Below are 15,139 nucleotides of genomic sequence, written 5' to 3'. Positions count from 1 at the left end.
CTCCTGAATAATTATACCTTTTGCGTGATGGATCACCATGAAAATTGAGGTGATTGAATGAATACAAAATCGACTCAAATCAGCATCGGATTTCAAAGAAAAAAGCTGATTGGCTTACCCTAATCAGCATTTTGTGAAAAGACTAACCCACAGAACAAGTCGGCACTGCTTTATGTTAAAACACCATTTAGTTCCCCGGGACAAAGAGACGAAGGTGTTTGTGCAGTACATTTGATTGAAATGGAAGGGGCAAGCCTTCATCTCCATCGATATTGACTGCAAGTTCGTCTGTTGTGGATAAATTGAGCTTGGATGTTTGAATATATTCAATTTCGTCATGTCCCTTGATCTCTCCTTTCATTAAACTGGGAATGATCTTGACGATAAAAGGAAGTGATAAATCCTTAATGATGAATGTGTGCAGCTTTCCATCATTCACTTCCGCCTCGGGTGCAAGTTGTTCGAAACCGCCGACAGAGTTAGTCATTGTTGCAATCAGTAAATGAGCCTCACCCATCCAGCTTCCCTGATCATGTTCAACCGTTAAAGGAAACGGATTCTTTTTAATCATCGCTTTTGCTCCTTCAATGAAATATGCAAAAGACCCCAGACGGGTTTTTTGGTCTACGGATACATTATAGGTGGCCTCAGCGATCGCCCCTACTGCCAACACATTCATGAAATAACGGTCATTGATCTTCCCTATGTCCGATTCCTTAATATGCATGTCCTTTAATATCTCAATGGCCGTATTGGGATTCAAGGGTATGCCCAAAGATCTAGCGAAATCATTAACGGTTCCTAGTGGGATGATCCCGAAAATTGGCCGATGCTGCTGCTCGCCCAGCCCATTCACTATCTCGTTCACCGTTCCATCCCCACCCATGGAAATGACAGCATCGAACCTCTCTTCACAGGCCTCCTTGGCAAAATCCGTAGCATCCCCCTCTCCTTCGGTTTGACGGACGGACACCTCATCATATATATCACCAAGTGCCTTTTCCGCTTTCGGCAAAATCTTTCCTGCCTTTTCCCTACCTGAAGATGGATTTATGATAATCATCACTTTCGACATATGCTACCTCCCTTTATTGTATATCTACTAGCAAGTTACCTCTTTACTGAAGTAATAAAACCACACGGACAATTTTTCCGATTGTTGAATAAAGAAGTTTGGCAGGAACTTTCATAATTGCTGCCGCTTGACGGTTTGCTGACATTTTGAACAGCTCTTATATGTTCATGGACTGTGAAACAGGTAATCATCACCCCTGAACCTCCTGTTCCTCTTCTGTTACAGTAATACCTATTCTAATCAACTGAAAATTGCCTGTCCCTTTCTCCCCCCTTTGTTTTTCCCCCTTTATAAAACCCATTTTTTCTTCATTTTCCAAGCTGCCGTGAAAAGAAATACAAAAAAAAGTTAAAAAAACTCCCTATCTATAAGGTTTTCAGACTCTTTTTGAAATAAATTTCAAATTTTCTGTTAAATACCTATACATTTTCCAAATTCGGGTATATACTGTATTATAACAACAAACAAACAATAACAACTGTACTATAAGGAGGGCGCGAGCCATGCAAGCAAATCAATCGGATACATTCATAATCGATACGTTTATACATTGCCCAGAATGTGGTGAAACACATGTGGATCACTCAGATTCCTATCTGTTGGAGTGCGATCGCTGCCTTTCCAAACGTGAGGAATAAATCGATCGAAAAAATAATAAAACATTATAAAGGAGGAAATCTTCATGCAAATGAAAAAATCCATTGAATTTTTTAACAATATCCCTGCTAAACATTGTCCCGAGTGCGGTGACCATATTATTGAACAAGCTGAATCCTACTTAATGGAATGTGACCGCTGCCTTTCCAAACGTGAAGACTAATTAACCCAAATCAAAAAGGAGGAACCATCATGCAAACTAAAAACCCATTGGAATTCTTCAGGACACTTCCGCCTAAACAATGTACAGAGTGCGGAACCCATATCACTGAACAAGCTGAATCCTACCTCTTGGAATGTGACCACTGCCTTTCCAAACGCGAAGAATAACTAAACCAAATCATAAGGAGGAATCATCATGCAAACTAAAAACCCATTGGAATTCTTCAGGACACTGCCACCTAAACAATGTACGGAATGCGGTACTCCTATTATTGAACAAGCTGAATCCTACCTCTTGGAATGTGACCACTGCCTTTCCAAAAAAAATGAATATTAATAAAAGATGCTGACATCAAGAAGCTCTATAGGTTTGATGTCAGCATTAACCTTGTATTAGCTTCCCTTTCTACATTCAAAAAAGGATGTCCTCGGGACACCCTTCATTCGTACTATTTTTTACTTCCCAATATATTTATATTTTCCACTGACTTTCCTGCTGCTGTACTGTAAGAAGTCCAAAGCAAAAATCATGAATTCAAGTCCTAGACGCTTATCTGAACGCATAAAATCCGAACCTAACAGTTTTTCTAATTTTTCAAGCCTATGATATAGCGTTTGCCGGACAATGAATAGTTGTTTTGAGGTTTCCTGTTTAGAACCGTTACAAGCAAGATAGGTCTTCAGGGTAGGCATTAACTCACCATTGTTTTGCTTGTCGTATTCAATGACAGGACCTAAATATTCGTGCACCGTTTCCTCCAGATTACCATGTTTATTTATGAGCGAAATCATGCGATGCATATGTAAATCCTGATAAAAGAAGCTCCTGTTATCCTCTGGTAATGTATCCTGAAGCAGCAGAGTCTCACGGGCCGTTTCATAACTTTTATAAATCTCGCTTAACCCTCGAACATGCTTTCCAAAACCAATGGAGAGCAAACCCATTCGATTGCGCCCGCTAACATCCATTTTCATGATTCGATCCACTGCGCTTGTCACCCTTGATTTCCAATCTTCAGATGAACGATTATCACCTAAAATAAAAACTAGATGCTGATTAATTTCCATAGAAAATATCTGAAAGCCGTACTGTTCAAAAACTGTCTTAAACATTATTTTAAAATAGGTTCCATCTAATTTTGCAGAACTTCTATTATACCTTGGGTGTTGTTTGCAAATGCAAACAATACCGCCATCCAACTGCATTTTCGGATCAATATAGGAAAGCCTCTCCCGGATTGCTTCGTCACTATACTCACCTTCAATCCAATTTGTAAGCCATTTACTCTCTTCCGACATTTTCTTTTCTTCAATATATAACTCCCTTAATAGATGCTGTGCCAAAGCGGTAGCCGTTCGATCCAAAATCAGTGAATCAAAGTCCGTCAACTCTCTGTCGTTGCTGAAAATGAGCAGTTCCGCATAATTTTCACCGAGCACTTGAATTGTCTGTCTATGAATGGTTTTATCGAATTTCGATTCTTCGTATATGTCCGATACCATTTGATAGGTTATTTTTTTCTTCGTTTTGGGAATGCTGGCTATATCGTTTTCATTAAAGATAAGAATAACCTGTACATTTAAATAGCTGTGGAGAAATTTTAGAATTGGTTCATAATGGTCAATTTCGAGGAGATTTTTATTTAACTGCTGGGAGTAGTTTTCTAAGTTGGAGATCATTTGATATTGTTTATTAATGATAAGGGAATGAATATCCTGAGTGATTTCTACGAAAGGGACTTCCTCATGAAATAGGATGATAGGGAATTGCTGTTCATTTGCTAGATCAATGGCACATTGCGGCACTGCCATGGTGTTGGCGCCAATCTCTATACAGAGTCCAGCTGCATTGCATTCAATTAACTGTTTTAAGTAGGATAGAAATGTTTCATCGCAATCTTTCCACCCTAAACCGGTAGTCAGAATCAGTTCATTTCCATTTAACAAATGGCTGATTTGAGTGACTTCCATGCAGTGGACCCACTTCACTTGACGCTTTATCCCACTGCTACCTGCAATTATATCCGTCAGATTAAAATGCTTGCGTGTTAGAATTTCCTCGATTGTAATCGACGTATTCATCCATCCACATCCTTTTATAAAACTGCTTTAAAATCTATTATAAACGGACAATCCTTAAATCTCCAGACACTTGTTAGAAAATCTAACGTCAAAATTCTACAAAAAATTCGACCCTTTCCACTCACAAGGCTGCCGGGAAAACAAAAACTCATAGATTACCTATTCATTCACTTTCAGCATCTATCGTTTCCTCTTAGAATGTTAAAATCTAAACATGCACAAGAAAAAGGACCCATTCATGAGGAATAGGCCCGGTCCATAACTAATTTTAATTTAACTTCTTGTAAAGCAACGTAGAGAAATATTTTCTTCCTTCCGGGGTTTTAATGTTCAATTGCTTCCATTCCTGCTTCGTTCCTTCAATCAGTTCAAAATCGAGAAAAGCTCCGCTTAAATTTTCTGAAACCCGGGTGATTCGATATCCTTTTTCAAGTAAATAATCGATTTGTTCCCTTTCTAAGCGATAGTCTTGATATTCGGACATTCCCATTCCCCCTTTTTTATAGGTTCTCCTTGCCAGCTGAAACCGTAAAAACCGTCTCTTCTTCTAGTTCTAGACCCTTTTCGATTTTCCAATCCCTTCCGACGGAAATACCCAAATATTTCTCATCGCTGGGATCAATGATTTCAGCCTGTTCATATTTCTTGAACCACCAATACTTAGCCAATATATAATAACTTGCACTGCCAAGAACAAAGCCAATAATAAACGAATAATTCGAAAAAACCGTTGCACCAATTCCTCCAATCACCCAAGAAATGATTCCTGCCCAATTCACTCCATTCAAGTATTTATACTGGCCTTCACTCTCATAGAGTTCTTGTACATTAACCCGCCGTTTACGGAGAAAATAATAATCTGCTACCAGGATGCCGACAATGGATGCCAGGATTCCACCTATTATTAATAAAACTTCTATTATTATGCCGAACAGGCTCCATGGCTGAACCACTATCCCAATGACCCCCGCTACAACGACTCCCATCCAAAACGGCAATTTAGGACCCAGGATATTGGAGAAAATGGTAGCTGCGGGAATAACATTGGCCGTAGTATTCGTCGACCATTGAGCAAATACGATCATGATTAAAAGGACGCCGAGAGCAACCCCACTTGCTGATTCCTGTATAGCAACTACGGGATCATAATTGGAAACAGCCATATAGGAAACCGCACCGATAATGACCATGAACGTCTGAGTGATGGGATAGGTGATAATATTCCCAATTATCTGCCCCTTATTGCGCTTGAACCAGTTTTTTTCATTTTTTGGTGCTTTTATATAGCGGGAGAGGGTAGGCATATCTGCAGTCAATGTGCCCCAAAACCCCATATTTGCCATAATGACGACCATGAAAGCCGTAGCGGCAGCCCCGCCAGTGACCGGACTTTCAATCCAGGACCATACATCTCTTCCTTGGGCCACAACTTTATCGGAAAGGGTAAAATACATCCAGCCAGAAATTAAAATGATAACAGGCGCTGCCAAGTCGGCAAAACGTTCTATCGATTTTATTCCCATTGCCGTGTTGACCAATTGTAAAACGGCAAAAATGAGGAAGCAGGTAAACCAATTATCAAAATCAAAAAGGGTTGTAAAGATAGCATTCATTGCAGTAGCTCCAAAGTAAGTGTTAAGACCAAACCAGCATGAAGCTACAAACCCCCGTACAACCGAAGGGATATGGGTTCCTATCGTACCGAACGGCGCCCTCATATAGACTGGGAATGATATTCCATGTTCAACACCAATATCCCCTGTCATTGTCATCAAAAATCCGAGAACCACACAGGCAATGACCGTTGCAAGAACGACCCAGCCTAAGGATAAACTTTGAACACCATTCCCGCCAATCGCGAAGGCAGCCAATACTACAGCCATGCCCACCCAAATGAAACCAAATCCGGCTGCACTTATGTTTTTCTCACTATGAGGTATAGGCAGCAAATCGGGAGACTTTAAATAATCTTTCTTCTCACTCATATAAAATCCCCCTATATTAATTTGCAAGATTCCTTACCGAAGTTATACTGAAAGCTTTTTCCCTGTATCCTGCTTCAGCGCCGCATTATATTTTGCCCGTTTCAAGAATTGCCCTTTTCCAGCTTCGCCTACAAATTGTTTGTCTTTAATGACGAATTGACCTCTGGATAGGACGGAAACCGGTTCACCTGTAATTTCCATACCTTCAAACGCATTATAATCCACAGCCATGTGATGATTATCTGCAGAAATGGTTCTTTCAACTTCCGGGTCAAAAATGACAATATCAGCATCCGAACCTACTGCAATCGTCCCTTTCTTAGGGAATAATCCAAATAGTTTGGCCGCACGCGTAGAGGTCATGTCGACAAATTGATTCAAGGTAATGCGCTCTTTCATGACCCCTTCAGAAAAGAGGATACTCATGCGGTCCTCAATCGTTGGGCCGCCGTTTGGTATTTTCGTGAAATCTTCACGTCCAAGGTCCTTCTGACCCTTAAAATCAAAAGAGCATTGATCTGAGCCGATCGTTTGCAATTGTCCCATTTTTAAAGCATTCCATAGCACTTCCTGGTTTTTCTTCTCCCTTAATGGTGGGGACCATACATACTTAGATCCTTCGAAATGGGGCTTTTCAAGATAAGACTGGTCAAGGACCAAATATTGCGGACAGGTCTCCCCCCAAATATCCACCCCTTTATTTCTTGCCTCGATAATCTTTTCAACTGCATCTTCACAGGTGACATGAACGACATAGAGCTGACCGTTTGCCATTTCCGTCAGTTTAGCTGCCCTTCCGGTTGCTTCACCTTCAAGCTCCGGCGGTCTTGTTAACGCATGGTAAATTGGATCGGTGTTACCTTCAGCAAGCGCCTTCTTTGTAAGATAATCGATGACATCACCATTTTCGGCGTGAACCATGACTAGTGCCCCAAGTTCCTTTGCTTGCAACAAAGTGCGGAATAGTGTGGCATCATCTGCTTGAAAAACATTCTTGTAGGCCATGAACACTTTAAAGGAGGAAATCCCTTCATTATCGATGATACTTGGCAACTCAGCCAATACATCATCATTAATCTCACTGATCATTAAATGAAAACCATAATCTATGGCGGCCTTTTCGTTTGCCTTTTCATGCCATGTTTCAATCGCGTTCTTTAACGGCACCCCTTTTTCGGTCAAACAAAAGTCGATGATCGTTGTCGTTCCTCCATATGCAGCGGCAATCGTACCTGTTTCATAATCATCCTTTGTGGTTGTCCCGCCAAACGGCATATCGAGATGGGTATGTGGGTCAATGCCCCCCGGAAAAATATAAGCTCCTTTTGCATCAATGATTTCAGCCCCCTCAGCAGGCAGGTCCTTGCCAATCATTGCAATCTTCTCATTTTCAATTAATATATCTGCTTGATACGTATCTGCAGCCGTTGCAATCGTTCCATTTTTAATGATTTTCTTCAAATTCGATCCCTCCATCATTTTACGAAATCAACACTTTCACTGCCGATGCCCCCAAGTAATGATTGGCGTTCATTCCACGTCATTGGCGGTAATTCATTTGTCAATTCAATCATATCGATTGCCCCATCGACAGGACATACGATCGAGCAAAGATTACATCCTACGCACTCTTCTTCGCGCACCCTCAAGTAGGAGCTGCCTGATGTGTCCTTTAACATATCTATACATTGATGAGAAGTATCTTCACAGGCAATATGGCATTTGTTGCAGTTAATGCACACATCATTATTAATGCGCGCAACTACCTTATAATTAAGATCTAAATTCCCCCAATCGGAATAGCGCGGTACAGACTTACCGACAATATCCATCACAGACGATATCCCTTTTTCATCAAGGTAATTGGACAGGCCATCAATCATGTCCTCCACTATCCTAAAACCGTGATGCATGGCAGCCGTACAAATTTGCACTCCGGTTGAACCCATCAGTAAAAATTCCACTGTATCCTGCCAATTTGAAATGCCGCCTATTCCTGAGATGGGAACATTAATCATTGGATTCCTTGCACACTCTGCCACCATGTTCAATGCGATTGGCTTCACAGCAGGACCACAATACCCTCCATGAGCCCCCTTGCCGCCTACATGGGGAATCGTATTCCATGAATGAATATCCACTCCCGCTAAGCTGTTAATCGTATTGATCATGCTTATTGCATCCGCACCGCCGCGCACCGCCGCTTCAGCCGTAACCGTAATGTCGGTTATATTCGGTGTAAGCTTGACGATGACAGGTTTGGATGCTGCTTCCTTCGCCCAATATGTTTGCTTTTCCACAAGTTCGGGAACCTGTCCCGAAGCAGCTCCCATCCCACGCTCTGCCATACCGTGCGGGCAGCCAAAGTTCAACTCGTAACCATCGACACCTACATCTTCTATACGCTTGATGATTTCATGCCACTTGTCCTGTTGCGGCTCCACCATAACTGATGCAATGATTGCATGATCAGGGAACCTCTTCTTCGTTTCATATATTTCTTTCAAATTCACTTCAAGCGGCCTATCCGTAATTAATTCTATATTGTTGAACCCGGCGACTCTTTGTCCATTAAAACTGACCGCTGCAAAACGTGATGAGACATTCAGGATGGGGTCACCCAATGTCTTCCATACAGCTCCTCCCCAGCCAGCTTCAAATGCACGCTGAACTTGATAGCCCGAATTAGTAGGTGGTGCTGAAGCAAGCCAAAAAGGATTGGGAGATTTAATACCTGCAAGATCAATTGATAAATCAGCCATGATAAGCCTCCTAATTTTCATTATTATTAAGCAATATCCACCGCTCCGCCCATCAAAATCGAGTCAATTTCATAGGCTGTCTTTTTCCCTTGCTGGGCAGCTGAAACAACCATTGCCTCACCTTGGCCTTTTCCGAAAATCACATCACCGCACGCAAAAACTTTTTCATTCGATGTTCTGTAGGAGGATCCTTCCAAAGTAACTACACCACCATCATGTTGTATGCCAAACTGTTCAATCAATCCTACATACCTCGATTGGCCTATAGCGCGAATGACCCCATCGACAGGTATGACGAACTCTGATCCGGAAATTGTGACTGGACGGCGCCGGCCATCTTCCCCAGCCTCGCTAAGCATCATTTTCACACACTCGATGCCCGTTACCTGACCGCTTTCATCCGACAGGATTCTGGAAGGGTTAGTCAGCCAGTGAAACCCGACACCCTCTTGTTTGGCAAACTCATATTCAAAATCATAAGCTGTCATTTCCTTTTGGGTACGACGATATATAATACTCACTTGCTCGGCACCTAGGCGTACAGAACAGGTCGCGGCATCGATCGCCGTATTTCCGGCCCCAATTACCGCCATCTTCTTCCCAATGAATTTATCAGTGATGCCCTCCGTTTTCGTTGCCTTGACGAAATCGATTGCATCATAAACCTCAGCCAAATCCTCTCCTTCTATTCCAAGCTTAGGAACAGCGGACATGCCAATAGCTAAAATGACCGCATCATAGTCGGCAGTCAGCTGATTTACGGAAACATCAACCCCGACCTGTGTATTCGTTTTAATTTCTACATCCAGACTCTTTACTTGTTCGACCTCCCAATAAGAAATGCTCTGAGGCAAACGGAACGATACAATTCCGTAAGTATTTAATCCGCCTGGATTTTTTTCAGCTTCGAAAATGGTTACACTGTAGCCAAGCAAGGCTAATTCTCTTGCTGCAGATAAGCCCGCTGGACCGCTTCCTACAATGGCAACTTTTTTGCCATTCTTCTTCCCGGTCTTAAAAAGGGCTTGTTTATTTTGGATGGCCCAATCTGTGGAATAACGCTGGAGGTCGCCAATCATGATTGGCTTTGTAGAATGGTTCAGGACACATGCCCCCTCACATAACTCTTCAGTCGGACATACCCGCGCGCAGCTGGCACCGACGGGATTGGCCGTCATAATCGTCTTGGCCGACCCTTTAAAATTACCTGAAGCTATCTTCTTGATAAAACTCGGAATATCTATCCCTGTCGGACAGGCTTGGATACATGGGGCGTCATAGCAGTATAAACATCGATTCGATTCTTCCAAAGCTTCCCTTGGGGACAGCCCCCTCTCCGCTTCCTGAAAGTTAATCTCTAGGCCACCTTTTAACGGGCTCGTCATACTCATCTACTATTCTCCTTCCAAAAATTTATTTTTTCGAAAAATAAAAAGGGAGGAATTGCATGCATTTCTCTAATAATACAATCCTCACATTTAAAGGATTGAAACATTGCAACATGGTTTTTCATCAATTTATTCAACAGACAGTAATGGCGATTTCCTTGCCAAAATTCTCACGTACATTTTATTATTTTCTCACTGGCCACGCCTGGTCCCTTCCTTCGGCATAAAAAGAAGCCCCCCCTACTAATCTTAAAAACTCAAATCCTGATGATTGATCTGAGAAATGAGTTATTCTCTATTTTATAGTGTTAAAAAGTAAGTTACATTATACAAAGTGTAAAGTATTGCCAGCTGTCAGATATGCAATCTGTAATATCCATGTTATATTCCCTAACAACAAATGATAAACATCGTCATTTTTCTACATTCAAACTTAATATTCATCATATTTTCTGATATTCTTTGATGATTTGTTCAGAAAACCTATTTATCAACACCTTGTCCACATAAAAAAAAGCCCAGGAACTTTATTCAAGTTTTCCTGGGCTTATTATTTTTATCCACAACTTATACACATAACATATTGCTTTATTCTCTTTATTTTTGCGGAACAAAAGCATTACAACCAAAGTTATCCACATAATTAAATTTATTCCCCCACTTATCAACAAGCTGTTAACAACTTATCAACAGGAAGGTTCATTCTGGATGAATAACGTAACGATTATATTTTTCATAATCCGTTTTCTTGCACTCAAGCTTAATTCGATATCCGTTTTCCTCATATTCAGTTTCCGTTATATGACCATTTTCATTGAAATAAGAAACCAGCTGTCCTTGATCAAATGGAATAAGCATTTCACAATGAGTATAGTCGACAAAAATATGTCCGCGAATTTGATTGATCAATTCCTCAATGCCGACTTTGTTTTTTGCGGACATATATACAGATCCACGATTCACCTGCGGAATTTCCAAATCGGTAAGGTCCGCTTTATTATAGGCAAAAACCGTTGGAATCCCTTTAATGCCTATCTCTTCTAAAGTCTTATCAGTTATCTCTATTTGCTGCTCATGATTAGGGTTGGAAAAATCGACAACATGGATCAACAGATCCGCTTCTACCACTTCTTCTAATGTGGATCGGAATGCTTTCACAAGGTGATGGGGCAATTTAGACACAAAGCCCACCGTGTCCGTCAATAAGAATTCCTTTTTATCCGGAAGCGGAATGTTTCGAACGGATGTCTCAAGAGTAGCGAACAGCATATCCTTTTCCAAAACCTGCTTCTCGGCTGTTGGATGGAACATCCCGATCAGGGCATTCATGATCGAAGATTTCCCTGCATTGGTATACCCTACTAAGGATACAACAGGGATGGAATTCTTTTTCCGCTGTTTTCTCTGCGTTTGCCGGTGAGCAACAAGCTCTTCCAATTCTTTATTCAAAACACTTATATTTTCCTCGATTCTCCTACGGTCAAGCTCTAACTGCTTTTCACCTGCCCCTTTGTTTGTGCCGACTCCACCACTTTGACGCCCTAATGACTCCCTTAAACCAACAAGGCGCGGGAGCATGTACTGAAGCTTTGCCACTTCTACCTGAAGCTGCGCTTCCTTCGTTTTCGCCCGGTGCGCGAAGATGTCAAGAATCAAGATTGTCCGATCGATAACCTTGCAATCCATGTCCCTCTCCAGGTTCCGAAGTTGCGAAGGTGAGAGCTGATCATTAAAAATGACGACGTTAGCTTCTTTATACTCAACGAGACTTTTTACTTCCTCAATCTTCCCGGTACCGATAAAATGTGATGAGTTCACCCGATGCAAATTTTGTGTGATGGCCCCTGCAACCTCTACCTCACATGCTTCCGTTAAATTGGCCAATTCTTCCATTGAATACTCAAAATCCTTTTGACCGTTGAGATTAACTCCAACCAAGATAGCCCTCTGCTGTAATTCCATCCTTTCAAATCCCTTCCTACATACCGTACTCCCTATAACCTTACACATAGCCATACCTATCATACTGCACTAAAAGTCAGCCACATTGTAGCATACTGCCCATCACTTGCATAACGATTGCTTAGCCAAGCAAAATGTTCTTATTAGAATTCCTTTTACTAATAAATAAATTCAACTATAAATAACATGACTAAATATGACCTATCATGCTATATATCCTATTGATATTATTACTTTGGTTGACTAACATGATTTCCCTTGGACACCGTTAACACTTTCCCTGTTCAAATCTATTTACGTTTTCAAAGGAATATGGATGCATATTTTCCAAGTTTCACATGAAACAATCGGAAAGTGCATAACAAAGGCTCCCCAGCACCTTAAAATGCACCAGGGAGCCCATATTCTTTTATTCTTTTATTCTCAGTAATCTTAGGCTGTTCAATGTAACTAATAATGTTGCACCCATGTCGGCAAAAATCGCCATCCAGAGTGTTAACCAGCCCGGCGCTATCAATAATAAGGCCAGGATTTTAATCACCAATGAAAACGTGATGTTCTGCTTAATGATTTTTAATGTTTTGCGACTTAAGCGGATTGTATAAGGCAGCTTCGATAAGTCATCACCCATTAAGGCAATGTCGGCTGTTTCAAGGGCCGTATCAGTACCTGCCCCGCCCATGGCAATCCCTACCGTGGAAGCTGCCAAGGCAGGCGCATCATTGACACCATCGCCCACCATGGCCACTCGATCATATTTTTGTTTCCATCGTTTGATGATGGTCAGTTTATCTTGTGGCAATAGCTCCGCCTCAATCTCCTGAACCCCAGCTGCAGCTCCAATTACTTTTGCTGTTCCGATATTATCCCCGGTCAGCATTATCGTTTTTTCAATGCCCAATGCATGCAGTTTCCGAATTGCTTCCTTACTGCTTTCCCTTATTTCATCAGCCACCGCAATGAGTGCCAGGAGCTTCATTTGATCACCTAGCACCATCACTGTTTTCCCTGCACTTTGAAAGCCGGTGATCAGTTTTAGGACATCATTAGGGAAAACTATACCTGCCACTTCTTCAAGAAGATGGGGTTTACCAATGTAATAGATTTCTTGATTGATTTTCCCTTTTATACCTTTACCGGTGATTGCTGTAAAATCCTCGATCAATAAAGAATGATAGTCCACGTCATTTTGTTCCGCCTTTTGAAGAATGGCCGTGGCAAGGGGGTGCTGTGATCTGCTTTCTAAAGCGGCAGCGATCGCTAGCACGTCCTGTTCATTCAACACATCAGACAATACTGTGAAATCAGTCACTTCAGGTACACCCTTTGTTAAAGTACCCGTTTTATCAAACGCAATCGCCTTTAAGGCTCCTGCTTCCTCCAAATAGACCCCGCCTTTAATCAGCACACCATGTTTAGCAGCATTTCCGATTGCTGTCACAATGGCGATGGGCGTTGAAATGACCAAAGCACAAGGACAACCGACAACCAGTACAGCCAATCCCCGGTAAATCCATTCACTCCAATCTCCATTGTTCACAAGCGGGGGTAACACGGCAATGACCAAGGCAATGAGCATAATAGCCGGCGTATAAAATTTTGCGAACTTATCCACGAAAGCTTGGGAAGGGGCCTTTTCTGCCTGTGCTTCTTCAACAAGGTGGATGATTTTTGCAATCGTCGTATCCTCGACCCGCTTCGTGACCTCCACTTCGAGCAGCCCTTCCCCATTTAAGGTTCCAGCAAATACTTCACCCTCAACCGTTTTGAAAACCGGCTCGGATTCCCCTGTAATGGCTGCTTGATTAAGTGTCGAGGCCCCTTTCATGATCCTGCCATCCATGGCAATCTTTTGGCCGGGTTTAACGATCATGATATCGCCCACTTCAATCTCACCAACAGCAACCATCATTTCGTGATGCCCTCTTAGGATCAAGGCTTCTTTAGGTGCGATATTCATTAAGGATTCTATGGAATTACGTGCTTTATCCATTGAATATTTTTCCAGCGCTTCACTTATTGCAAATAGAATGACGACAGTTGCCCCCTCGCCCCATTCACCCAGCACGGCCGCTCCGATGATGGCAACCGTCATAAGGGTGTGCATATCAAAACGAAGTCTGGCAAGATTTTTCAACCCATTGAAAAATAATGAATATCCTCCAACTATGATTGCAGCCGCATAACCGATTATCGGCATGATGCCTCCATTAACATATTGCTTATCCAATATCCAACTGATTAGCAGAAGGATAACCGAGAACACCACTTTAATATTTTCTTTTTGCTTCCAAATTGGTTCCCTTTGCGTCACCTGTTCCTGTTCATCCCGGATTCTCAGGTTATCAAATGCCCCCGCCTTTTCAATCTCTTCAATTGTCGCGCTTCCCTGTATAGAAATTTTTGAAGCACCAAAGTTAATTTTGGCTTCCTTCACACCCTCCAGATCACGGACATTGTTTTCAAATTTAGCAGCACAATTCGTGCAGGATAGACCCTGAATACGATACGTTTTTAATGGGGACTCAGCCATCGACCTTTACCTCCTGCTGATGTTCTAATGCAATGAGAATCAATTGCTTTATATGGTGATCATCCAAAGAATAAAAAGCTAGCTTTCCTTCTTTTCGGTATTTTACGATTGCATGTTTATAAAGTGTACGAAGATGATGTGACGTTGTCGCCATCGAAGCACCAATGATATTGGCCAGATCGCACACACACAATTCTTCGTCCGTACAGAGCGCATAAGCTATCTTCGCCCTATTTTCATCACCTATTACCTTAAACAGCTTCGACATGCTGGATATATTCACCTGGCTCATCTCTTCTTGTATGCGATTAACCTTCACTTCATCATGCAGGTGGACATCACATACATCTTTCAGTTCCGTCACCTTCTCACACCTCTCATTCAAATCTGCGTTTGATTATAATATAACATAATTCCCCGAATATTCAAATCCATATTGGAATGTTTAAGAATCTTTCCCCTTCCTCCAACGGCATAGTGAAAGTACCCTATATGTCTTTATATGTGGGTATCACTTTTTTGTTTCACATCCA

At 41.8% G+C, this 15,139-nt stretch carries 15 protein-coding genes; 4 read left to right on the top strand and 11 right to left on the bottom strand.

Annotated elements, in window-relative coordinates; genetic code table 11:
- Positions 1–187: 187 nt before the first annotated feature.
- The gene (locus AC1DVK_RS14750; protein ID WP_477626778.1) at positions 188–1,075 is read right to left on the bottom strand and encodes a diacylglycerol/lipid kinase family protein; all 888 of its coding nucleotides are present in this window, start codon (positions 1,073–1,075) and stop codon (positions 188–190) included.
- Positions 1,076–1,265: 190 nt separating this feature from the next.
- Positions 1,266–1,394, bottom strand: a complete 129-nt coding sequence (locus AC1DVK_RS14745) for a hypothetical protein (protein WP_477626777.1) — start codon at positions 1,392–1,394, stop codon at positions 1,266–1,268.
- Positions 1,395–1,578: 184 nt separating this feature from the next.
- On the opposite strand from AC1DVK_RS14745, the gene AC1DVK_RS14740 reads away from it, so the two are divergent.
- The 4 genes from AC1DVK_RS14740 to yhfH (AC1DVK_RS14725) are packed head-to-tail and all read left to right on the top strand — an operon-like array spanning position 1,579 to position 2,231.
- Entirely contained in the window at positions 1,579–1,713 is a 135-nt protein-coding gene (locus tag AC1DVK_RS14740) for a hypothetical protein (protein WP_317778391.1), read from the top strand.
- A gap of 44 nt (positions 1,714–1,757) precedes the next feature.
- A complete protein-coding gene (gene yhfH / locus AC1DVK_RS14735) occupies positions 1,758–1,895 on the top strand; it encodes a protein YhfH (protein WP_081108660.1) in 138 nt (45 codons plus the stop codon).
- Between the two features lie 29 nt (positions 1,896–1,924).
- Positions 1,925–2,062, top strand: coding sequence for a protein YhfH (yhfH, locus tag AC1DVK_RS14730; protein ID WP_081108659.1), 138 nt, complete (start codon positions 1,925–1,927; stop codon positions 2,060–2,062).
- A 28-nt stretch (positions 2,063–2,090) separates the two neighbouring features.
- Positions 2,091–2,231, top strand: coding sequence for a protein YhfH (gene yhfH, locus AC1DVK_RS14725; protein ID WP_081108658.1), 141 nt, complete (start codon positions 2,091–2,093; stop codon positions 2,229–2,231).
- A 119-nt stretch (positions 2,232–2,350) separates the two neighbouring features.
- On the opposite strand, the gene AC1DVK_RS14720 is transcribed toward yhfH (AC1DVK_RS14725), so the two are convergent.
- From AC1DVK_RS14720 to AC1DVK_RS14680, 9 genes are all read right to left on the bottom strand, one after another.
- Complete coding sequence (locus AC1DVK_RS14720; RefSeq protein WP_410862991.1) at positions 2,351–3,976, bottom strand: PucR family transcriptional regulator; 1,626 nt, start codon at positions 3,974–3,976, stop codon at positions 2,351–2,353.
- A gap of 268 nt (positions 3,977–4,244) precedes the next feature.
- Positions 4,245–4,460, bottom strand: a complete 216-nt coding sequence (locus tag AC1DVK_RS14715; RefSeq protein ID WP_061461137.1) for a hypothetical protein — start codon at positions 4,458–4,460, stop codon at positions 4,245–4,247.
- Positions 4,461–4,476: 16 nt separating this feature from the next.
- Entirely contained in the window at positions 4,477–5,961 is a 1,485-nt protein-coding gene (locus AC1DVK_RS14710; RefSeq protein ID WP_477626776.1) for an NCS1 family transporter, read from the bottom strand.
- 42 nt (positions 5,962–6,003) lie between these two features.
- Positions 6,004–7,422: a dihydropyrimidinase gene (gene hydA / locus AC1DVK_RS14705; RefSeq protein WP_477626775.1), complete on the bottom strand. Its 1,419-nt coding sequence runs from the start codon at positions 7,420–7,422 to the stop codon at positions 6,004–6,006.
- Between the two features lie 14 nt (positions 7,423–7,436).
- Positions 7,437–8,723, bottom strand: a complete 1,287-nt coding sequence (gene preA, locus AC1DVK_RS14700) for an NAD-dependent dihydropyrimidine dehydrogenase subunit PreA (RefSeq protein ID WP_410862986.1) — start codon at positions 8,721–8,723, stop codon at positions 7,437–7,439.
- Between the two features lie 26 nt (positions 8,724–8,749).
- A complete protein-coding gene (locus AC1DVK_RS14695) occupies positions 8,750–10,108 on the bottom strand; it encodes an NAD(P)-dependent oxidoreductase (RefSeq protein ID WP_477626790.1) in 1,359 nt (452 codons plus the stop codon).
- 702 nt (positions 10,109–10,810) lie between these two features.
- Positions 10,811–12,073: a GTPase HflX gene (gene hflX / locus AC1DVK_RS14690; RefSeq protein ID WP_089363907.1), complete on the bottom strand. Its 1,263-nt coding sequence runs from the start codon at positions 12,071–12,073 to the stop codon at positions 10,811–10,813.
- A 409-nt stretch (positions 12,074–12,482) separates the two neighbouring features.
- Positions 12,483–14,606, bottom strand: a complete 2,124-nt coding sequence (locus AC1DVK_RS14685) for a heavy metal translocating P-type ATPase (protein WP_477626774.1) — start codon at positions 14,604–14,606, stop codon at positions 12,483–12,485.
- Complete coding sequence (locus AC1DVK_RS14680; RefSeq protein ID WP_061461131.1) at positions 14,599–14,970, bottom strand: ArsR/SmtB family transcription factor; 372 nt, start codon at positions 14,968–14,970, stop codon at positions 14,599–14,601. The genes AC1DVK_RS14685 and AC1DVK_RS14680 overlap by 8 nt, the downstream gene beginning before the upstream one ends.
- Between the last annotated feature and the right edge of the window lie 169 nt (positions 14,971–15,139).

Source organism: Peribacillus sp. P4_B1 (assembly GCF_056402395.1).
The sequence above is the reverse complement of the archived record's forward strand: the minus strand, read 5'-3'. Positions and strand labels throughout refer to the sequence as shown.

Bases quoted from the DNA above. Each gene is read 5' to 3' on its own strand.
- AC1DVK_RS14720 (WP_410862991.1), bottom strand. From the start codon at position 3,976: ATGAATACGTCGATTACAATCGAGGAAATTCTAACACGCAAGCATTTT.
- yhfH (WP_081108659.1), top strand. From the start codon at position 1,925: ATGCAAACTAAAAACCCATTGGAATTCTTCAGGACACTTCCGCCTAAA.
- preA (WP_410862986.1), bottom strand. From the start codon at position 8,723: ATGGCTGATTTATCAATTGATCTTGCAGGTATTAAATCTCCCAATCCT.
- yhfH (WP_081108660.1), top strand. From the start codon at position 1,758: ATGCAAATGAAAAAATCCATTGAATTTTTTAACAATATCCCTGCTAAA.
- AC1DVK_RS14750 (WP_477626778.1), bottom strand. From the start codon at position 1,075: ATGTCGAAAGTGATGATTATCATAAATCCATCTTCAGGTAGGGAAAAG.
- AC1DVK_RS14740 (WP_317778391.1), top strand. From the start codon at position 1,579: ATGCAAGCAAATCAATCGGATACATTCATAATCGATACGTTTATACAT.
- AC1DVK_RS14695 (WP_477626790.1), bottom strand. From the start codon at position 10,108: ATGACGAGCCCGTTAAAAGGTGGCCTAGAGATTAACTTTCAGGAAGCG.
- yhfH (WP_081108658.1), top strand. From the start codon at position 2,091: ATGCAAACTAAAAACCCATTGGAATTCTTCAGGACACTGCCACCTAAA.
- AC1DVK_RS14715 (WP_061461137.1), bottom strand. From the start codon at position 4,460: ATGTCCGAATATCAAGACTATCGCTTAGAAAGGGAACAAATCGATTAT.
- AC1DVK_RS14710 (WP_477626776.1), bottom strand. From the start codon at position 5,961: ATGAGTGAGAAGAAAGATTATTTAAAGTCTCCCGATTTGCTGCCTATA.
- hflX (WP_089363907.1), bottom strand. From the start codon at position 12,073: ATGGAATTACAGCAGAGGGCTATCTTGGTTGGAGTTAATCTCAACGGT.
- AC1DVK_RS14685 (WP_477626774.1), bottom strand. From the start codon at position 14,606: ATGGCTGAGTCCCCATTAAAAACGTATCGTATTCAGGGTCTATCCTGC.